Genomic DNA, 19,146 nt, shown 5'->3' with positions numbered 1-19,146 from the left:
ACAATAATCAAGTCCAGTGGGTTACATCGGCGCAACCGGTGCGAAACATCGTTAATTCCGCTTCGTGTCATATCAGCCTGCCGGCTTGCCATTGCTGAGATGGATCCGCGTCTTGCTGGCCAGGACGATATGCAGATCGCGCGCCATTCCGGCGGCATCCAGAAGGGCTGCGCTCACCTGGGAATGGCTGTAATTGGCAAGATGTTCGCCCACCATATAAACTTCGATCAGGGCGTCGCGCGCGGCCGGGCTAGGCGGAATGCCGACTTCCGCGCGCATATCCCGGATGGCAGCATCGGCTTTCTTGATCAGCCGACGGATCTCGTAGTCCCCGACCTTGTCGATATCGTTGGCGGCGCGGATGAGTTCCGCGATCAGGTCGTTCACACTGCTCAAGTCGGAAACCCTCGGTCTCACCCAGTCTGGCGAGCGGCTGGGGAAGAGTCAACGGGACTGTCACAAAGGATTTAGACTGCAGATTACGGCGATAGAAAATCTATTTAATCTCAATGGTTTAAATTCTAATTCGCGACTTTGTTCCAGATGTGTCTCGATATCGCGGAGGTTTTATTTCAGGGCTGTAGTTTTGTTTCAAAATTTATCTGATTGCGCTGATTTCCGTGTAATGAAATTTCAAAAAAATGCCATTTTAAATAATTTTCTTGCAGTTTTTACTTGAGAATGTAATCTAAAAGTTGAAAATAATTCCGCAGTGCAGCAAATAATTGCTGCCGTGTGTATTTTTATGCCTGGAAAATCAAGAAGACCCGAAGTGCGACATGATGGCGTTCGTGCTGCGATAAGCAGTCTGGGGAGAATTGATAGTGGCAACCATTACATACGTCAAATCTGACTTCACGCAATTCAACCTGAACGCCTACACGACGGGCATTCAACAATATCCTGATATTCTTAGCCTCAAGGGCGGCGGATTTGTTGTCGCCTATAACAATGGCGGGGATTTTCTTTCTCTGAATTTCTATGATGCTTCCGGGGCGATCGTCGGTACGACGCAAGTTCCCGCAAGCGCCGCCACCACGGCGCCTTTGAGGCAGCCCTCGCTGACCCAGCTTGCGGATGGCAACGTAGTGGTCATCTGGGACGATACGCAATTCGGTTCCGGTACACCCAAAGGAGCACTTTATTCGCCGACGGGTACCCTCCTCCAGGCCAATATGACGCTCGGCTCTCTGTCCTCTCCGTCCTTGGGATTGCCGACCGTCAGCGCGTTGGCAAATGGCAATTTCGCCGTTGCGGTGGAATTCAGCGGCGAGATCTACTCTGCCGTCTTCGGTCCGACCGGCAGTACGATCTCATCCTACAGCTTGGCCAATACGACTTCGACCGGCATTCAGAACGACGCCCAGATCGTAGGCCTGAACGATGGTTATGTCGTGATCTGGGCGGATACGAACCCTGCCGACCAGCAGATCCGTGGCCGCATGTTTTATTCCAGCGGTGCTCCGGTTTCCGGTTCTGATTTTCTGATTGCGGCTACCGGTGACAATACCCAGCCCTCAATAGCGAAGCTCCAGGATGGTGGCTTCGTCGTGGCCTACACCGATTCTGGCTGGGCCGAAGCCGGTGGTGTGCTTGGAAACGGCATCACGCTGCAATATGTCAGTGCGACCGGCGTGCTGGGCGCGCAGGTGCATGTCAACAATATCTCGTCGGGTGACGAGTCGGACCCGGACGTCACCGTGCTGCCCAATGGCTTCGTGCTGGTCACCTGGTCCTATCCCTACGATCCGACGGATACGGACATTCGTGCGGCGCTGTTCGATTCGAGCGGAACCCGTATTCAGGTCGGTGGAGCAAATCAGTTCACCCTCGTTAATACGACCCAGAACGAGATCCACTCGACCGTCGCCGGCCTTTCCAATGGCAGTTTCGTCGCCGGTTGGGAGAATGTGAGCACGACCGACATCGTTGGCGGACTGCATCAGATCGTCCGGGTGACGACAGGAGATGCGACGGACGAAACGCTGAACGGCGATGAGCTCCGCGACATCATCAATGCCGGCGGCGGTAACGATACGATCAATGGCGGCGCCGGGCAGGACTGGATTTATGGCGAGGCCGGCGATGACACGATCATCCTGAGCAAGCCGCAGACCTCGGCGGGCAATGTCTATGACGGGGGAGGCGGCACGGACACGCTGAGCCTTACCGGTGCGAGCTTCGATTATGATTTTCGTGACGATACCGTGACCTCCATCGAAAAGGTGAACTACGGCTATCCCGGGGCTGTTGTGACTGCGATCGCACATTTCAACGCCGATCAGTTCGGAACGGGCATTTCCCTGACGGCGACGATTACCGGCCAGGCCTTTTATTATGTCTTCGAAACATTCGATGTGACTATGGGCATCAGTACGTCGCTTGATTTGAGCGGCCTGACATTCGTCAATTTCAGCGGCGGAATCGACTCGGTTATTATTCATGGCGACAACGATGCCGAAACGGTCGTCGGTTCCAAGGTCAGGGATACGATCTATGGCGGGGGCGGGGCCGACTATATCGACGGCAAGGGCGGCGCTGATATGCTCTATGGCGGCGCCGGCAATGATAAGTTCGTTGTCGACAATGCATCTGACAAGGTCTTTGAAACGGCCGGCGAGGGCAGTGATACGGTCCTTGCGTCCGTCAGCTTTATCTTGATAGCCGGTTCGGCCGTAGAGAATATCGCGACGACCTCGACTGCCGGCGCGGGCGCCATCAATCTAACCGGCAACGAATTTGCCCAGACGATTACCGGCAATGCCGGTAGCAATGTGCTCGATGGTGGCGGTGGCAGCGATACGCTGGTCGGAGGTCTCGGCAATGACACCTATATCATCACCAATGCAGCCGAAGTTGTCGTTGAGCTGGACAGCCAAGGCTCAGACAGCTTGCTTGCTGCGGTAAGCTACGTTCTGGCGACTGGTGTTTCAGTCGAAAATCTGGCGACGGATTCGGGTGGCGGGACCTCTGCCATCAACCTGACTGGCAACGAGTTCTCGCAGAGCCTGACCGGCAATGCCGGCGATAACGTGCTGAATGGCGGCGGCGGTGTCGATACAATCGCAGGCGGCCTCGGCAATGATACTTATGTCGTCGACAACGCCGCCGATATCGTTACGGAACTCGGTGGTGAGGGGATCGATACGGTTCTGACATCGGTCAGCTATGTACTTGGTGCTGGCATGTCTGTCGAAACTCTTGCGACCGATTTTGCGGCGGGTACAGCCAATATCAACCTGATCGGAAATGAATTCTCACAGAGCCTGACTGGAAATGCCGGCGCCAACATATTGAACGGCATGGGCGGCGCGGACACGATGGCTGGTGGGCTTGGCAATGATACCTATGTCGTCGACAATGCCGGCGATGTGATTGTCGAGGCTCAAGCGCAGGGTAGTGACACGGTGCTGACATCGGTCAGCTATACGCTGACGCCCGGCGCTCGTGTCGAAAGTCTGGCAGCCAGCTCAAGCGGCAGTACAGCGGCGCTGAAACTGACCGGTAACGAGTTCTCGCAAAGTGTCCTGGGGACCAAGGGCAACAATACGTTGAGCGGGCTCGGTGGCAATGACACGCTTTATGGCTTTGCCGGCAAGGACATGCTAAATGGCGGAACGGGACATGATACGCTGATCGGTGGCGCCAATGGTGACAAGCTGATCGGTGGCACGGGATCCGACACGGCATCCTATGCGACTGCGCTAAAAGGTGTCGTCGCCAATCTGACGTCTACCGTCAAAAATACCGGTGACGCAAAGGGGGACACCTATTCCTCGATCGAAAATCTGACCGGTTCCAGCAAGGCCGACGTGCTGATCGGCAATCTTGTTGCCAACAAGATCCTGGGCGGTTCCGGCGACGACAAGATCAGTGGCGGCCTTGGCAAGGACTTTCTGGTCGGTGGCGCCGGCAAAGATACGTTCGTTTTCGATACCAAGCTCGGGCCAGGCAATGTGGATGTGCTGAACGATTTCTCGGTTAAATCCGATACGATCTTCCTCGACGACGATATCTTCAAGACGGCCGGCAAGGTTGGTCAGCTTCAGGCGTCGGCTTTCCACATCGGCAAGACGGCTGAGGACGCCGATGATCGGATCCTTTACGACAAGGTAACCGGCAAGCTCTGGTACGATGCCGACGGAACCGGCAGCGATGCAGCGGTGCAATTCGCCACGATGGGCAAGGGGCTTGCACTGACGGCGGCAGATTTTGTCATCATCAGTTGATTGTTCCAACTGCTGCTGAGATGCCAGGCCGTTTCAACGGTCATAGCTTGGGCGCCAGCCGCGCGTGAAGCCGGAACTCATTGCGGTTTCGGCCAGCGACATCTGCTGTCTCAGATGCCTGCAATCCTCCAGCAGGGTTTTTACGGCTGCAAGCGCGTCACCATCGTGATGGGAGAGAACCTGATCAATCTCGCTTTCGCGCGGCTCGACGATATGTGCCTTTTCTTCTGTCGCGGGCATAGGATCTCCTTCACGCCTGAGCATGGTCTCAAAATCAAAAAAATCACGGAAGGGCCGACGTCATTTCGGCCTCGATGTTTCCATTATGTTCTCATGATTGAGAGAGTCAATTGCGGCCGTGAAAAGAATCGGCAGGGCCGTGGCGATGGCAAACTCGGTGAATGTCGACGCTGTTGATTCGAGGCGTCTGCTTGCTCTTCGTATGATTGATGCGCAGGCCGTTTGGGCTGACGGGCAGGCTATGATTTGACCAGTGGAAAGCCAAATTCCCAAAACGAAAAAAAGGCCTGTCGATTTCTCGAAAGGCCTTTTTTATCAGAAACTTGGATGGTGGTCGTGACAGGGATTGAACCTGTGACCCCTACGATGTCAACGTAGTGCTCTCCCGCTGAGCTACACGACCATCCGATGTCGGCGCATAGACCATAGACTGATTTCGCCGTCAACTGGTTTCGCCAGAATTTTTGAAGGTTTTTTGACGAAGCCCGGATTTGCTGGGTTTTGCCGTGAAAACTGTTGTGTCCGGTTTCGAGCGGGTGCTGTGGATAATCCATAAGCGGCGGATTCTTTTGGTGAATCGTGGAGCGGCTAAACGAAAAAAAGCGCCGCATCGGTTCGATGAGGCGCTTTTTTGAATTGGGAAAGAAGAGCCCGTTGGTTCCGGGCTCGAAAAAATCAGGCGGCCAGAAGCTTGTTCACTTCGTCCACGAGGTCGCGCAGGTGGAAGGGCTTGGAAAGCACCTTGGCATCCTTCGGAGCCTTGGAATCGGAATTGAGTGCCACGGCGGCAAAACCGGTGATGAACATGACCTTGAGATCCGGGTCGAGTTCTGTGGCACGACGCGCCAGCTCGATGCCGTCCATTTCCGGCATGACGATATCGGTCAGCAGCAGCGAGAAGGGCTCTTCGCGAAGACGGTCATAGGCGCTGGCGCCGTTGTCGAACGAGATGACCTTGTACCCCGCCTTTTCGAGCGCCTTCACCAGGAAGCGGCGCATATCGTTGTCATCTTCGGCGAGAAGAATTTTTGGAAGCATCTCGGGACCGTTATCCGTCTATGAGTCATGGGTGTATGGCCGTCTACCCTGCCAACTCACGGTAAATATCCGTTTAATGCGGCGGGAAGCGACCAGGTTAGGGTATACATAGTATGGACTTCGCGGCGGGCAACTGGCAACATGCTGCTTCGAACTAGTTCGTGACATGGTAAAAGCAGGATGGATTGCAGCGCGGGCGATTTTGAGCACTTCGAGGTGAGGGAGCCCGCCACCCAGACAATCCCCTTCGTTTTCAACTCTCCCCATAGCGGTCGGCGTTATCCGGCAAGTTTTCTGGCCGAGAGCAATCTCGATTCGATGGCAATCCGCCGTTCGGCCGATCATTATGTCGACGAGCTTTTTGCCGATGCGCCCGAACTCGGTGCGCCGCTGCTGCTGGCGCATTTCCCGCGTGCCTATCTCGATGTCAATCGCGAGCCTTATGAGCTCGATCCGCGCATGTTCGACGGGCCTTTGCCGTCCTATACCAATATCGGCTCAATGCGGGTCGCCGGCGGGCTTGGCACGATCCCGCGGATCGTCGCGGAGAATATGGAAATCTACCGCAAGCGGCTGCCGGTCGAAGAGGCGCTGTTGCGCATCGAAAGCATCTACAAGCCCTATCACGCCTGCCTGCGGCGGCTGATTGCCGGGACGCATGCGCGGTTCGGTACCTGCGTGCTGATCGATTGCCATTCCATGCCCGGCAATATCCGTCTGGCTGGCTCCGATATCCGTCCGGATTTCATCATCGGCGACCGTTATGGCACCAGTGCCTCCGCCGAGCTTTCGCGCGCCGCCCTGCATTTCTTCGAGGAAATGGGTTTTTCGGCTGTGCGCAACAAGCCTTATGCCGGCGGTTTCATCACCGAGCATTACGGGCGTCCGGTACGTGGTCTGCATGCTCTGCAGATCGAGATCAACCGCAGCCTTTATGTCGATGAACAGACACTGATCAAGCGGCCGGAATTCGATGCTATTGCCGCAGCGCTTTCGCTGTTCATGCGGCAGATGGCGGATTTTGTCGCCGAATTTTCGGCCAGTGACGACAGCGCGCTGGCTGCCGAATAAATTCCCGATTGTCTTCCTGCGAATTCGCCTGGATGGGCATTGCCTGTCCGGGTGAGCGAATGCCCGTCGAGGCAAAAACACATAACGCCAAGCGTGATCTCGCAGGCTCGACGGATGCTTAGCCGTGCCGCCCCAGCGCCATTTCCCCCGAAAAAAGCCAAAAAAAACCGCGCTCTTGGCGCGGCTAAGTCTAGGGAGGAAACACCCAAGGAGGGTATTTACAGTCAAAGACTGTGAGGACGAGGCTAGGCCTGCTATGCACAATTGTCAATCACTTTATTTTGGTGATTAAAATTGCATCATTATTAGTCGTCTTGATGGCTTTTTGATCACTGTCTGCCGCTGTTTTGTGGTTTCCATGGCCGGTGTTTCCTTCTAAAACCGCTGCATCTCCACTCACCGAAAGCCTTGTCATGCTGCCAGATCGCGCCTTTTTCGACCTGCTTGCCGAAGCCGCTGCGGAAGAAACGCTACCGCGGTTCCGCACCGGGCTTTCCGTCGTCAACAAGCAGCAGGGCGGGTTCGATCCGGTCACTGAAGGTGACCGGGCGGCCGAGACAGCGATCCGCGCGCTGATCGGCGAACGGTTCCCCGAACATGGCATTCTGGGCGAAGAGCACGAAAATGTCGGGCTCGACCGCGAGCATATTTGGGTGATCGATCCGATCGACGGTACGCGCGCCTTCATTTCCGGCCTTCCGGTCTGGGGTACGCTGATCGGCTTTCAGTCGAACGGTCGCGCGACGATGGGGCTGATGGACCAGCCCTTTACCGGAGAGCGCTATTACGCCGATGGCCAGAAATCCTGGTATCGCGGTCGCGACGGCAAAAGACAGATTTCTACACGCGATTGCGGAAAACTGTCGGATGCGATCCTGTTCACCACGTCGCCGCATATCTTTGGCGGCGAGGATCTGGTGCGCTACCGTGCCGTCGAGGAAAAAGTGCGCCTGTTCCGGTATGGCTGCGATTGCTACGCCTATGTCCTGCTCGCATCCGGCCATATCGATCTCGTGGTCGAGAACAATCTGAAACCCTATGATGTCGGCGCGCTGATCCCGATCATCGAACAGGCGGGCGGCATCATCACGACATGGGATGGCGGCCGGCCAGAAGCGGGTGGCAATATCATCGCAGCCGGGTCCAAGGCCGTGCATGCGGAAGCGATGGCGCTGCTGGCGGGGCGGTAGGCGCTTCAATCGACATCGGCAAAGCCTGGAAGCGACGCCGAGCGCTGTTCAGAACGGGTTCACGCGGCGGACGGTAGGCAAGTGCCTCCGGAAACTGCGTGAAGGAACTTTCCATGACGCTTGCCGACCAGATGCAATCGATCCGCTCCGGGGCGATGTACAATGATCTCACCGCAGAACTGATCGCCGCGCGCGAGGCGGCGGTTTTCCTGACAAACGAATATAATTCGAGTTTCGGTCAGTCGCCCGCGACGCGGGAAGTGATCCTGCAAAAACTTCTGGCCTCGGTCGGTGAGCGGGTGCATTTCGAGCCGACTTTTCGCTGCGAGTTCGGGCGCAATATCTCGATCGGCAATAATTTCTATGCCAATTTCGATTGTGTCATGCTGGATGGCGGTGGCATCGAGATCGGCAATGATGTCCTGTTTGGCCCGCGCGTCGGCATCTACACGTCCAACCATGCGATCGATGCGGCGGAGCGCGCGGCGGGTGCCTGTTATGCAAAGCCGGTGAAGATCGGCAACCGCGTCTGGATCGGCGCCGGCGTGCATATTAATCCGGGCGTGACGATCGGCGACGATACGATCATCGGTTCGGGAAGCGTCGTCACCAAGGATATTCCTGCCGGCGTCATCGCTGCGGGCGTTTCCTGCAAGGTCATACGAGACATTACGGAATCCGACAGGACAGGATTTTGTGCCTGACCGGGCATGCCGTCGACCTGCTTCGGAATGCCTCACCCATCATTATGATTTTTATACGTAAATTTGTCTCCATCTCTTTTTTCCGAGGGTTTATTAGTTTTTAAGGAAAGAGAAATGAAACGTTTTTGATCCATGCTGGAACAATCCAATCGCCGATATGAAATCGGAATCTAGGAAGCAGTTATGCCGAACGGTCTGCAATGTGATTGTGCAGCATCTCCCGAAGCGGAGAAATCGCAGGCCCGTGGGCCATTTCCGCCAACGTCGGCAAATTCGGAGCAGTTTCACCGGCTCCAGGAACTGTTCGACAAATCCTTCAAGGCGGCGCGGATCGGCATCTGGGAATGCACCCTGCCGGATGAAACGATCACCTGGACCGATACCGTCTACGAATTGTTCGATCTTGAACCCCGCTCGGCTCTGACGCGTGATGCGACTGTCGCGCTTTATTCGCCCGAATCCCGCAAGAAGCTGAATGAAGCCCGCTCGGCGGCGATCCGGGATGGCGAAGGTTTTTCGCTCGATGCGGAGATCATCACCGCCCAGGGCAATCATCGCTGGATCCGGATCACTGCGATCGTCGAGAGAGATCACGGCGTGCCGGTTCGCCTGTTCGGAATGAAGCAGGATCACGGCCGAGAAGATGATGTTCGACCATATCCGCCGTCTGGCCGAAACCGACACGATGACGGGGCTTGCCTCGCGTGCGCGGTTCGAAACGGTGTTCGACGAGGTCGTGTCTTCAGCTCCATCGGCGGGCAAGGCGCTGCTTCTGGTCGATCTCGACAGTTTCAAGGCGGTCAATGACAGGCTCGGGCATCAGGCCGGTGACGATTGTCTGCGCGAGGCCGGCCGCCGGCTTTCGGAAGCCGTGCCGGAGGCGATCCTGATTGCCCGGCTCGGAGGTGACGAGTTTGCCATTCTCCATGATTGCGGATCGCTGAAGAACCTCGAGGATATCTGCAAGCGTATCGTGACCAAACTGGAATGGTGGGTCGGCCCCGCGCCGAACAAGCTCAAGGTCAGCGCATCCGTCGGTGCAGCGATGATCCTGCCGGGCATTCCCGCCAAGGATATTTTTGCCGAAGCCGATAAGGCGCTTTATGTCGTCAAGGCAAGCGGCAAGAACAGTTTTGGCCTTCTGCCTTCCGCCAGCCCCGTTGCGGACGTCGCCTGACGAAAATCCTGTGATCCAAGCCGGTATAGGCGCTACGTGCGCCCATCCGGTGTCGGCATGAAAATGCCGAGGCGCCTTGTCGCATGGCGGGTTTTCATGCCGCAGAACAGAGGAGGGCAGGGCGTTGCATGAGCCCTTTTTCCATGGGGAATAAGGGGCCTTGGGAGCGTAAAAAAATTGATCGATCGCGAGACGTTCCCGTCACCGGGATTGGCGCCGTCTTAACCTCTCGTTAATCTTCTTAATGCTACGAAAAATGCGTTAGTGTGGCGTTCGCTGGTTTTGCGTTCGCACGGGAATTCGCTGCCGCTCCATGGGCGCAGCCGAGGTTCCCGGGCGGTTTTCTGGATTTTCCGATGCAGTTGATTTCTCGCGTTTTTTCCGCACGGAGCCGCAGCCACTTTGCCGTCCGCAAGTCGGGCAGCACGGCCTTCAAGGGCGCCGCGCAGCTGCGCCGGAAGCAGGCCAAGCAGCGGCTTGCCATTCTCGCCAGCGGGTTTCTTGTTGCCTATGTGGTGATCGGCGCGCGTCTTGCCCAATATGGCATGACCGAGGACATCACGACCGGCTCCATTCCGGAAAATACAAACCCGGTTGCCTCGCGCCCGGATATCGTCGACCGCAACGGCGCGCTTCTGGCGACCGATCTCAACATGGTTTCGCTTTATGCCGAGCCGCGCCGGATCGTCGATGTCGACGAGGCGGTGGAGAAGCTTGCGAGCGTCATTCCGGATCTCGACTGGACCGACGTCCACAAGAAGCTCAAATCCAGGACCGGGTTCCAGTGGCTGAAGCGGCAGCTGACGCCGCGCCAGCAGGCCCGCATCATGGCGCTCGGCATTCCCGGCATCGGCTTTCGCCCAGAAAAACGCCGCTTCTATCCAGGCGGGTCGACGGCCGCACATATTCTCGGTCACGTGAATATCGACAATCAGGGGCTGGCCGGGATCGAGCGGTATATCGACCAGCAGGGCGTTGCAGCACTTCGGGCCGCAGGTCTGACGAGTGACGGGCCGCTGCAGCCGGTCAAACTGTCGATCGACATCCGCGTGCAGAATATCGTCCATCAAATCGTGACCCAGGCGATGCATGACGATCAGGCCGAGGCGGCCGGTGCCGTTGTGCTCGATGCCAATACGGGCGAAGTCATCGCCATGGCTTCGGTGCCGGATTACGATCCGAACGAGCCGTCTCGCCTGCTTCCCGACGGCACGGTCGACAAGGAATATGAGAAGGGCTGGTTCAACCGCATCACCAATGCGACCTTCGAGATGGGCTCGACCTTCAAGAGCTTTACGCTCGCCATGGGGCTCGACATGGGCAAGATCACGCTCAATACGGTGATCGACGCCACCAGTAAGCCGTTCCGCATGTCGGGTTTCACCATCCATGACGAACACGGGCAGTACCGGCCGTTGAACGTGCCGGAAATCTTTCAGTATTCGTCGAATATCGGCACCGCGACGATCGCCACCCGCGTTCCGATCCCCGACCACCAGGCCTTCCTGACGAAGCTCGGCCTTCTGACGAAGATGACGACCGAACTGCCTGAAGTCGCGACCCCGACGCAGCCGCATCCGTGGCGCGCCATCAACCAGGCGACGATTTCCTTCGGTCACGGTGTTGCCACGACGCCGATGCAGACGGCCGTTGCCGGCGCTGCGCTGATCAATGGCGGCAAGCTGATCGAGCCGACCTTCTTTCCGCGCAGCCAGGCGGAGGCGGATGCGCTGGCCACGCAGGTCATCAAGCCCTCCACCAGTGCCGACATGCGTTTCCTGTTTCACTGGAACGGCGTGAAGGGCTCCGGCCGCAATGCACTTGTTCCCGGCTACAATATCGGCGGCAAGACGGGGACGGCGGACAAGGTGGTCAATGGCCGCTACGCCCAGCACCAGAATTTCAATGACTTTCTCGCCGGCTTCCCGATCGATCATCCGCGTTACATCGTGCTGACGACGATCGATTCGCCGCAGACGGGCGAAAAGGGTGGCCGCCTTGCCGCTTACACGGCAGCACCGATGGCCCGCGAGATCGTCAGCAGGACCGCGCCACTGCTCGGCGTGCAGCCGAAATTCGGCGATGGCGAGCCGCAGCTGGTCGCGAATTACTGATCGCCCCACTACCGACGGTTATTGAGGGTCGTTCTCGTAAAGAACGTAATCGCGGATGGACGGCTGGCTGGCGAAGGCGACGGTCAGCTCAGCTGATTTCAGCACATTGGCGATCAGCTCCAGCTGATAGGCTTTCGAGATCGTCTGGCCGGTGAAGAACATTCTGTACACGACCGGGGCAAAGATCCGGTCCATCAGCCGGTCGGGATCAGGAACCGGCTCGCCGCGTGCCTCGCAACGGTCGCAGAGGCAGACAAGGTTCTGGAACGTATATCCGGCCGCCGTCTGGGCGATCCGGACATTGTTCAATCGCTCCCGCAAAAGCGTATGGCCCGGGCCGGAGGAAAGATCATCCACCAGCTGTTCCAGCCAGAGTTCGAGATCGCCTTTGAAGCTGCCGGTGTTCTTTGGAACGCTGTCGGGCAGAAAACGTTCGCTGGCGACGTCTTCCAGAAGATTGGCGAGCGTTTCCCAGCGGCGATAGATGGTGGAAGGCGGGACTTCGGCACGCGCGGCGATCAGGGCGATCGTCAGTTCCTGCTGCGGCTGTTCCGATATCAGTGCCCGGACCGCGTCATGCACTGCCACCTGAATGCGCTCGCTGCGGCCGCCGGGACGGATGAGTGTCCGCGCCATGCTCTTCCTTTCACTCTTTATGGGTGCGCTCTCTAACACGGAGGTGCCTGCCAATGAAGACCAGAAGGTGCAAATACGGGTCACGAGCCTGTCAGTGACTAGAGCTAGGCTGGGACTGGAGAAAGGTCACACCTGCCTTATCTTCCACGATGAGCCGAATATTGGGAGGAACGATAATGGCCAAGAACACGATCTGCCTTTGGTACGAAAGGGATGCCGAGGAGGCTGCGCGCTTTTACGCGAAAACCTTTCCGGACAGCGCCGTCGGCGCCATCACCCGCGCGCCGGGCGATTATCCGGACGGGAAGGAGGGCGATGTTCTGGTCGTCGCGTTCACCGTTTTCGGAATAGCCTGCATCGGGCTCAATGGCGGGCCGGTGTTCAAGCATAACGAGGCCTTTTCCTTCCAGATCGCCACCGACGATCAGGAGGAGACCGACCGTTACTGGAACGCGATTGTTGGCAATGGCGGCAAGGAAAGCGATTGCGGCTGGTGCAAGGACCGCTGGGGTATTTCCTGGCAGATCACGCCACGCGCGCTGACCGACGCGCTGGCGACCGGCGGTGGGGAAGCGAAGCGTGCTTTTGATGCGATGATGAAAATGCAGAAGATCGACGTTGCAGCGATCGAAGCGGCCCGGCGCGGCTGAGGCTTGACCGGTCAGGCGGCGGTTTCAGAAAGTTCGATCCCGCCGTCGAGGCCTGGCATGAAGGTCTCTATCGCGGCCATGGCCTGGGCGCGATAGATATCCTTTTCCTGCAGCAGTTCGTGGCGGGCGCCGGTGACGGTGATCAGCTGCGCGGCGCGGAAATTGCGCGACAGATCCTCCTGCAGCCGGTAGGGCACGACGCCGTCGAGAACGGGCGCGAGGATCAGCGTCGGAATGGTGATGCGGGTCAAATGTGCCTGCGCCGAAACACGGCTCGCGGCTTTCAGCGTCGTATGCACCCAGGTCGCCGTCGGGGCGCTGACCGTCAGGTCGGTCAGATCACGGTAGAGGCCGATATTGCGCTCGAAACGCGCCCGGTCGCCGGTCAGACCGTTCCTTTCGAAGGGGATCATCCTTTTGTCGCCGCCGAGCTGCAGGCCGCCGAGCCCGGTCCAGCGCAGGGCCGTCACCAGCGGGCGGACCAGCCTTTCCGGCATTTCCTGGCCATGAAAGCCGACATAGGGCGCAAGCAGTGCCATGCGGCTGATACGGTTCGACAGGCGGGGGGCAGCGGAGAGCGCGATCAGGGCCCCGGTCGAATGAGCGATCAGGAAAAAGGGCAGGCGGGTGTCGGGCAGAACCACCTGCTCGAGAAAGATTTCGAGATCTTTTTCGTAATCGGAAAATTGGCGGACATGGCCCTTCTTCGGGTTCTTTTTCAGCCGCGCCGATCCGCCCTGGCCGCGCAGGTCGTAGGTGGCGACCCAGAGGCCCATGGCGTTGAGTTCTCGGATGGTCTCAAAGTATTTCTCGATGAACTCGTTGCGCCCCTGCAGAAGCACGATCGTGCCCTTGGCCGGCACGGTTTTCGACCGGAACACGGCGTAGCGGATCTTCGTGCCGCGATGGCCGGTGAAATACCCGGTGGTAAAATCCTCCGGCGCGGGATTGCCCGGCGTCGGGCGCAGGATGGTGTCCGTTGCGGGCGATTGCGGCGCAGAAACAGCCTCCACCGTTGGGGTCGGCAGGTCGGCAGGGGCGGCTGTGTCATTCATGTCGGTCATGCTTCAAGGGTCCGGCGGAAAGCATTGTGCGTCAAGCGGAAACTCATTTTGACGAGTGGCCTCGGGTTCATTTCGAACCGGCATCGTAACGGGTGCGGGCGGTGCCGACATCCTCGCCATGTTTGACCGTCCAGTCCGCCAGCGCCTTGAATGGCGCTTCCAGCGTGCGGCCAAGCGGCGTGATGCCGTATTCGACGGAGACCGGCGAGGTGGGCAGGACCGTGCGGCTCAATATGCCGTCGCGTTCCAGCCGCCGCAGGCACTGGGTCAGTGCCTTCTGCGTCACGCCATCAAGCTCACGTTTCAGCTGGTTGAAGCGGAGCGGGCCATGGCAGAGGGCGCCAAGCACGAGGATCGACCATTTGCTGGCAATCTCGTCGAGCAGCAGACGGTCGGAGGCAAGCCGGGCTCCGGTCGGGCGCTCGTCCTTTTCCTCACGCATCGCAGCCGGAATGTTCTGGGTCCGGCGCGTTGCCTCTGCCTTCTGGCGGCGGTCGCTCATCGATGGTTTCCTCGACTATACCTGGTGGCATGAAGGTGCGTAATTGACGCTAGGTATCCAAATTATACCATTAGCCATTCACTGAAAAGGAGTGGCTTCGATGCCCTATGAGAATTACCGTTCGATCCGTATCGCCACCGAAGGCGGGGCCGCCTGGGCGACGATCGATCATCCGCCGCTCAATGTGCTGGATGCCGTGCTGATGCCCGAGCTCAACGATTTTGCCGGGCGGGTGGCGCAGGACGAGGCGATCCAGGTGATCGTTTTCCAGAGCGCCGATCCGGATTTCTTCATTCCCCATGGCGACATGAATTTCGTCAATGCGCCGGAAACGCTGATGTCGCTCGATCTCGGTGATCCCGGCACGGAACATCTGAACCCGATGATGCGGCTGCATGAACGGATCCGGGCCTTGCCGCAGGTGACGATCGGCAAGCTTGCAGGTCTTGCTCGTGGCGGCGGGGCCGAACTGTTTTCGGCGCTCGACATGCGGTTTGCAGCCAAGGGAAAGGCGGGGCTGGGGCAGATGGAAGCGCTGGTCGGTATCATTCCCGGTGCCGGCGGCACGGCCTATCTGCCGCAAATGGTCGGCCGGGCGCGGGCGCTCGAGATCATCACCGGCGCGGCACTGGTCGATGCGGAAACCGCGGAGCGTTATGGTTGGGTGAACCGGGCGCTTGCGCCGGAAGAGCTCGATCCCTTCGTCGACGCTTTGGCCCGCGATATTGCCAGCCGGGCACCGGGTATGGTGCGGGCGGCCAAGCGAGCGATCGATGCGGCCGTGCCTGATCTTGGCGGCGCTCTTGAGGTCAACAACCGGCTGCTCGGGGAAACCTTTGCCGCACCGAAGGCAATCGAGCTTGCGCTGGCGGGGCTGGCTGCGGGTGCACAGACCCGCAAGGGTGAAAAGGATCTGGAAGGACTGTTCAGAAAACTTTGAGGCGCGGAAGGCGTCCGGCCTCTTGATGACTGATCAGGACCGGGCTCTCCGAGCTTGATATCTCTTGCCGGATCGCCACGCCCATGTCGGGCATGGCGATCCGAGGTCGTTGTCGGGGCCGATCAGGCTGCGAAATAATAGCGCTCAGCCAGATCCTCGAGCAGGCCGATCTCCTTCGGCTGCCAGCCGAGAGCCGCGCGGGTCTTTTCGCTCGATGCGCGATTGTCGATCGCGGCGAAATGGGCGAACCAGCCGAAATGGGCGGCGGCCTCTTCCGGCGAGCGGCTTTCGACGGGAAGGCCAAGGCCCTTGCCGATCGCTTCGGCGATCTCGCGGAAAGGAATGCCGAGCTCGTCGGTTGCGTGATAGACGCTGCCGGCCGTGCCCTTTTCGATCGCAAGGCGGTAGGCCCTTGCGGCATCAAGGCGGTGAACGGCCGGCCAGTGATTGTTGCCTTCGCCGGTATAGACCGAAACACCCTTCTCACGGGCCATGCCGATCAGGATCGGCACGAAACCGTGGTCACCCTTGCCATGCACGGACGGGGGCAGGCGCATGGCCATGGCCTTGATGCCCTGAGGGGCCAGCGCCAGCACGGTCTGTTCCGAAACGCGCGGAATGTTCGGGTTGGACGGTTTGGTGTCTTCGGTGCTGATGGCGCCCGGCGCGATCAGGCCGGTGCCGGAGGTTGCGATCAGGGGGCGGTCAGACCCTTTCAGGACAGAGCCGAGTGCCTCGATCGCCAGGCGGTCGATCTCGCAGTTTTCCTTGAATTTTGAAAAATCATGGATGAAGCCGCAATGGATCACCGCATCGACGTCTTCGGCGCCGCGCTTGAGGCTGTCCAGGTCTTCCAGCGTGCCGTGATGCGGCTCGGCGCCGGCCGCCAGAAGTTTCTGGGCGCCCGCATCCGAGCGGGTGAAGCCAAGCACCTGATGGCCGTTTGCGATCAGTTCATCGGTGACGGCAGAACCGACGAAGCCGGTGGCTCCGGTTACGAAAACGCGCATGTCATGTCTCCTTGTTCATCCGGCCCGAAAATGGCGGCCCGTGAAGGACGACGGCCGGATGGTGGTGACATTAGGAGTCCGAAGCCGTACGATCCATTCTCTAACGTCCGTATTATCTTCGCGATCGTCCGGATCAGGCGTCTGAGGCCAAGGGCCGGAGAGAATGCAAGCATGGATCCGTTGTCGAATGTCCTGTCGCTTCTGAAACCGAAAAACCATCTCTCGGCGGGGTTCGAGGCCGGTGGCGAGTGGGCCGTGCAGTTTCCGCATCAGGGGCAGGGCATCAAATGCGGCACGCTGATTTTCGGAGAGTGCTGGCTGAAGGTGAATGATATTGGCGAGCCGGTTCTTCTGAAGGCGGGAGACAGTTTTCTTCTGCCAAGCGGGCGGCCTTTCCTTCTGGCAAGCGGACTGGACGTGGTGCCGACAGAGGCTGCGGCCATTTTCGCAAACAAGGGCAAGCGCGGTGTCGTCACGTTTAACGGCGGCGGCGAGATTTCGCTGATCAGCAGCCGTTTCGGGCTGGAAGGCGAACATGCCAGCATCCTTCTGAAAATGCTGCCGCCGATCATCCTGATCCGCGATGAGGCGGCCAGCGAAGCTCTGCGCTGGTCGGTCGAGCGGATGATGGATGAGCTGCGCGATCCGCAGCCGGGCGGGTTCCTCATTGTCCAGCATCTGGCGCATATGATCCTGCTGCAGGGGCTGCGGCTGCATGTGGCGGAGGAGGTCGCCGCGCCCACATCCCAGGTCGGCTGGCTTTTTGCGCTTGCCGACCGGCAGATCGGTGCCGCGATCGGTGCCATCCATGCCGATCCCGCGCATCGCTGGACGCTGCAGACGCTTGCCACGGAGGCCGGCATGTCGCGTTCAACCTTCGCGCTCAGATTCCGCGAGAAGGTGGGCGAGACGCCGATGGATTATCTCACCCGCTGGCGGATGCTTTTGGCCGCCGACCGGCTGATCCATTCCGGCGATTCCATCTCGGTGATTTCCGCATCGCTCGGCTACGAATCCGAAAGCGCCTTCAGCACGGCTTTTCGAAAAACTATGGGATGTTCGCCGCGGCAATACGGGCGCGGTGAGCGACCGAACGAGGCGGCAAGCCGACATGTCGTCGAGGAACGGCTGGCGAGTTAGGTGCGGGGAAAAAGAGGCCGGAACCGAGGGTACGGGAAACCCACCGGCTCCGGCAATCGAGAGTGACCGAAACGAAGGGACGCAAGAGCGTTTCGGTCGAAGGAGGCAGTCGCGGCCATCCATTCGCACTCTTCTAACGAGGCTGAGGTGAACCGGATCGGAACTCGCCGTTCATCGACAGTTCATGGGTTGCCGTCCCCGCTTTTTCAAGGAAATCCCGGCGTTTTTCCGTATCGGGCGCGTCTTGTCGGTTTCGCTGAAAAAGGTCTTGAAGGCGCAAAAAACAATTCCCATCTCAGGTCTGCGGGCGCCGAAAGGGTCCGTGAAACGGGCTCCGCCATCGCCAGAACGGGATGCGGATGCCGAACCCAAACCGCACCGTCGCTTCAATGGAGGACATTATGCGTCACGTCGATTTTTCGCCTCTCTATCGCTCCACCGTCGGTTTCGACCGTCTCTTCAACCTGCTCGACAATCGCAATTTTGCCGATCAGTCGCAGAGCTATCCGCCCTATAATATCGAGCGGACCGGCGAGAACACCTATCGCATCACCATGGCCGTTGCCGGCTTCGACGAAAAGGAACTTTCGATCGAATTCCAGGCCCACGCTTTGACCGTGAAGGGTGAAAAGAGCGAGGAAGAGGCCACCGAACAGAGCGAATACCTCTATCGCGGCATTGCCAAGCGCGCCTTCGAACGCCGCTTCCAGCTCGCCGACCACGTGGAAGTCGAAAATGCTTCGCTCAAGAACGGCCTGCTTCACATCGATCTCGTCCGGAACATTCCGGAAGCGATGAAGCCGCGTCGCATCGCGATCGCCGCCGAAGCCGGCGATACCGCGAAAACGATCGAAGCCCAGATCGCTCCGCAGCAGGTCAACTAATAGCCATACCCCTTTAGACCTCCAGTCATAAGGGTAATATGTGAAGCGCTCCTTCCTCTCCCCAGGGAAGGGGCGCTTTGCGTTTGGGGATGTTCAGTTCGATGCCGTTTTCCGCGGCCGACCGCCCTTGCGTCCGTTTTCGCGCGCAGTTGCCGACTTGGCTGCCGAACGTGAAGCACCGCCTGCCGCGCCCAGTTGCGCGGCCATCCAGCGGCGCGAGCCGAATATTCCTTGCAGCAAGGATGGCAGATAGACATCGGCATCGAGCTGCGGCCAATGAAGGCCAAGTCCGGAGGAGCTGATTTCGATATCGCGAAGGTCTTCCGGGTCAGCTTCCGAGAGGCCTTCGATCTTGCTTGTCGGTATTGCCACCTGGATGTCGGTATTCATGGTGATGACGAGGCGGCCGGAGCGGCGGTCGTAGCGGGCAGAAACGGCATAGCCGGAATCGCGCTCCGCATTCATCCTGGTCTCGGCCGCTTGAAGATCGTCTTCAGAAATCGCCATACCTGAAAATAACAAAACCCAAGCGCTTTGGAAAGCGCCTGGGTTTTTGA

Annotated in this window: 19 protein-coding genes, 1 tRNA gene and 1 pseudogene; 11 read left to right on the top strand and 10 right to left on the bottom strand. The window is 58.8% G+C overall.

The features are described from left to right. Positions 1–72: 72 nt before the first annotated feature. The gene (locus tag FHW37_RS19345) at positions 73–396 is read right to left on the bottom strand and encodes a hypothetical protein (RefSeq protein WP_145639401.1); all 324 of its coding nucleotides are present in this window, start codon (positions 394–396) and stop codon (positions 73–75) included. A 428-nt stretch (positions 397–824) separates the two neighbouring features. On the opposite strand from FHW37_RS19345, the gene FHW37_RS19340 reads away from it, so the two are divergent. Next, complete coding sequence (locus FHW37_RS19340) at positions 825–4,229, top strand: beta strand repeat-containing protein (protein WP_145639399.1); 3,405 nt, start codon at positions 825–827, stop codon at positions 4,227–4,229. A 33-nt stretch (positions 4,230–4,262) separates the two neighbouring features. Here the strand turns inward: FHW37_RS19340 and FHW37_RS19335 are convergent, their stop codons facing one another. From FHW37_RS19335 to cpdR1, 3 genes are all read right to left on the bottom strand, one after another. Then, a complete protein-coding gene (locus FHW37_RS19335) occupies positions 4,263–4,469 on the bottom strand; it encodes a hypothetical protein (protein ID WP_145639397.1) in 207 nt (68 codons plus the stop codon). Positions 4,470–4,797: 328 nt separating this feature from the next. Next, positions 4,798–4,872, bottom strand: a tRNA-Val gene (locus tag FHW37_RS19330). 272 nt (positions 4,873–5,144) lie between these two features. Then, complete coding sequence (gene cpdR1 / locus FHW37_RS19325; RefSeq protein WP_062460988.1) at positions 5,145–5,507, bottom strand: response regulator CpdR1; 363 nt, start codon at positions 5,505–5,507, stop codon at positions 5,145–5,147. A 180-nt stretch (positions 5,508–5,687) separates the two neighbouring features. On the opposite strand from cpdR1, the gene FHW37_RS19320 reads away from it, so the two are divergent. Then, entirely contained in the window at positions 5,688–6,578 is an 891-nt protein-coding gene (locus FHW37_RS19320) for an N-formylglutamate amidohydrolase (protein ID WP_145639395.1), read from the top strand. A gap of 271 nt (positions 6,579–6,849) precedes the next feature. Here FHW37_RS19320 and FHW37_RS33660 read toward each other — a convergent pair whose 3' ends face one another. Beyond that, positions 6,850–6,993 (bottom strand): hypothetical protein, encoded by a 144-nt coding sequence (locus FHW37_RS33660; protein ID WP_186458330.1) that lies wholly within the window; start codon positions 6,991–6,993, stop codon positions 6,850–6,852. Between FHW37_RS33660 and hisN the strand changes: the two genes are divergently transcribed. From hisN to FHW37_RS19300, 5 genes and pseudogenes are all read left to right on the top strand, one after another. After that, a complete protein-coding gene (gene hisN / locus FHW37_RS19315) occupies positions 6,992–7,768 on the top strand; it encodes a histidinol-phosphatase (protein WP_145639393.1) in 777 nt (258 codons plus the stop codon). The genes FHW37_RS33660 and hisN overlap by 2 nt on opposite strands. Before the next feature lie 98 nt (positions 7,769–7,866). Continuing rightward, positions 7,867–8,472 carry a sugar O-acetyltransferase gene (locus tag FHW37_RS19310; protein WP_246690839.1) on the top strand — a complete coding sequence of 202 codons (606 nt, stop codon included), beginning with the start codon at positions 7,867–7,869 and terminating at the stop codon, positions 8,470–8,472. Positions 8,473–8,655: 183 nt separating this feature from the next. Beyond that, positions 8,656–9,024 (top strand): annotated as a pseudogene (locus FHW37_RS34150) (hypothetical protein); the annotation flags it as partial. Between the two features lie 94 nt (positions 9,025–9,118). Then, complete coding sequence (locus FHW37_RS34145) at positions 9,119–9,649, top strand: GGDEF domain-containing protein (RefSeq protein ID WP_246690838.1); 531 nt, start codon at positions 9,119–9,121, stop codon at positions 9,647–9,649. Positions 9,650–10,005: 356 nt separating this feature from the next. Further along, entirely contained in the window at positions 10,006–11,763 is a 1,758-nt protein-coding gene (locus FHW37_RS19300) for a peptidoglycan D,D-transpeptidase FtsI family protein (RefSeq protein WP_145639392.1), read from the top strand. An 18-nt stretch (positions 11,764–11,781) separates the two neighbouring features. On the opposite strand, the gene FHW37_RS19295 is transcribed toward FHW37_RS19300, so the two are convergent. Next, positions 11,782–12,399 (bottom strand): TetR/AcrR family transcriptional regulator, encoded by a 618-nt coding sequence (locus tag FHW37_RS19295; protein WP_145639390.1) that lies wholly within the window; start codon positions 12,397–12,399, stop codon positions 11,782–11,784. Positions 12,400–12,575: 176 nt separating this feature from the next. Here FHW37_RS19295 and FHW37_RS19290 point away from each other — a divergent pair, with 176 nt between their 5' ends. Next, positions 12,576–13,049, top strand: coding sequence for a VOC family protein (locus FHW37_RS19290; RefSeq protein WP_145639388.1), 474 nt, complete (start codon positions 12,576–12,578; stop codon positions 13,047–13,049). Between the two features lie 11 nt (positions 13,050–13,060). On the opposite strand, the gene FHW37_RS19285 is transcribed toward FHW37_RS19290, so the two are convergent. After that, positions 13,061–14,113 carry an alpha/beta fold hydrolase gene (locus FHW37_RS19285; RefSeq protein ID WP_246690837.1) on the bottom strand — a complete coding sequence of 351 codons (1,053 nt, stop codon included), beginning with the start codon at positions 14,111–14,113 and terminating at the stop codon, positions 13,061–13,063. Between the two features lie 67 nt (positions 14,114–14,180). After that, positions 14,181–14,615: a winged helix-turn-helix transcriptional regulator gene (locus FHW37_RS19280; RefSeq protein ID WP_432442876.1), complete on the bottom strand. Its 435-nt coding sequence runs from the start codon at positions 14,613–14,615 to the stop codon at positions 14,181–14,183. A gap of 100 nt (positions 14,616–14,715) precedes the next feature. Between FHW37_RS19280 and FHW37_RS19275 the strand changes: the two genes are divergently transcribed. Continuing rightward, positions 14,716–15,555 carry an enoyl-CoA hydratase/isomerase family protein gene (locus tag FHW37_RS19275; protein ID WP_145639386.1) on the top strand — a complete coding sequence of 280 codons (840 nt, stop codon included), beginning with the start codon at positions 14,716–14,718 and terminating at the stop codon, positions 15,553–15,555. A gap of 122 nt (positions 15,556–15,677) precedes the next feature. Here the strand turns inward: FHW37_RS19275 and FHW37_RS19270 are convergent, their stop codons facing one another. Then, positions 15,678–16,565: an SDR family oxidoreductase gene (locus FHW37_RS19270; RefSeq protein ID WP_145639384.1), complete on the bottom strand. Its 888-nt coding sequence runs from the start codon at positions 16,563–16,565 to the stop codon at positions 15,678–15,680. 171 nt (positions 16,566–16,736) lie between these two features. Between FHW37_RS19270 and FHW37_RS19265 the strand changes: the two genes are divergently transcribed. Continuing rightward, positions 16,737–17,705 carry an AraC family transcriptional regulator gene (locus FHW37_RS19265; RefSeq protein WP_145639382.1) on the top strand — a complete coding sequence of 323 codons (969 nt, stop codon included), beginning with the start codon at positions 16,737–16,739 and terminating at the stop codon, positions 17,703–17,705. Positions 17,706–18,106: 401 nt separating this feature from the next. Further along, entirely contained in the window at positions 18,107–18,589 is a 483-nt protein-coding gene (locus FHW37_RS19260) for an Hsp20 family protein (protein WP_145639380.1), read from the top strand. Positions 18,590–18,682: 93 nt separating this feature from the next. Here the strand turns inward: FHW37_RS19260 and FHW37_RS19255 are convergent, their stop codons facing one another. Then, positions 18,683–19,054: a DUF2442 domain-containing protein gene (locus tag FHW37_RS19255; RefSeq protein WP_246690836.1), complete on the bottom strand. Its 372-nt coding sequence runs from the start codon at positions 19,052–19,054 to the stop codon at positions 18,683–18,685. Positions 19,055–19,146: the final 92 nt, after the last annotated feature.

Source organism: Neorhizobium alkalisoli (assembly GCF_007829835.1).
GTDB lineage: Bacteria > Pseudomonadota > Alphaproteobacteria > Rhizobiales > Rhizobiaceae > Neorhizobium.
This window is presented reverse-complemented; position numbering and strand designations above follow the sequence as displayed.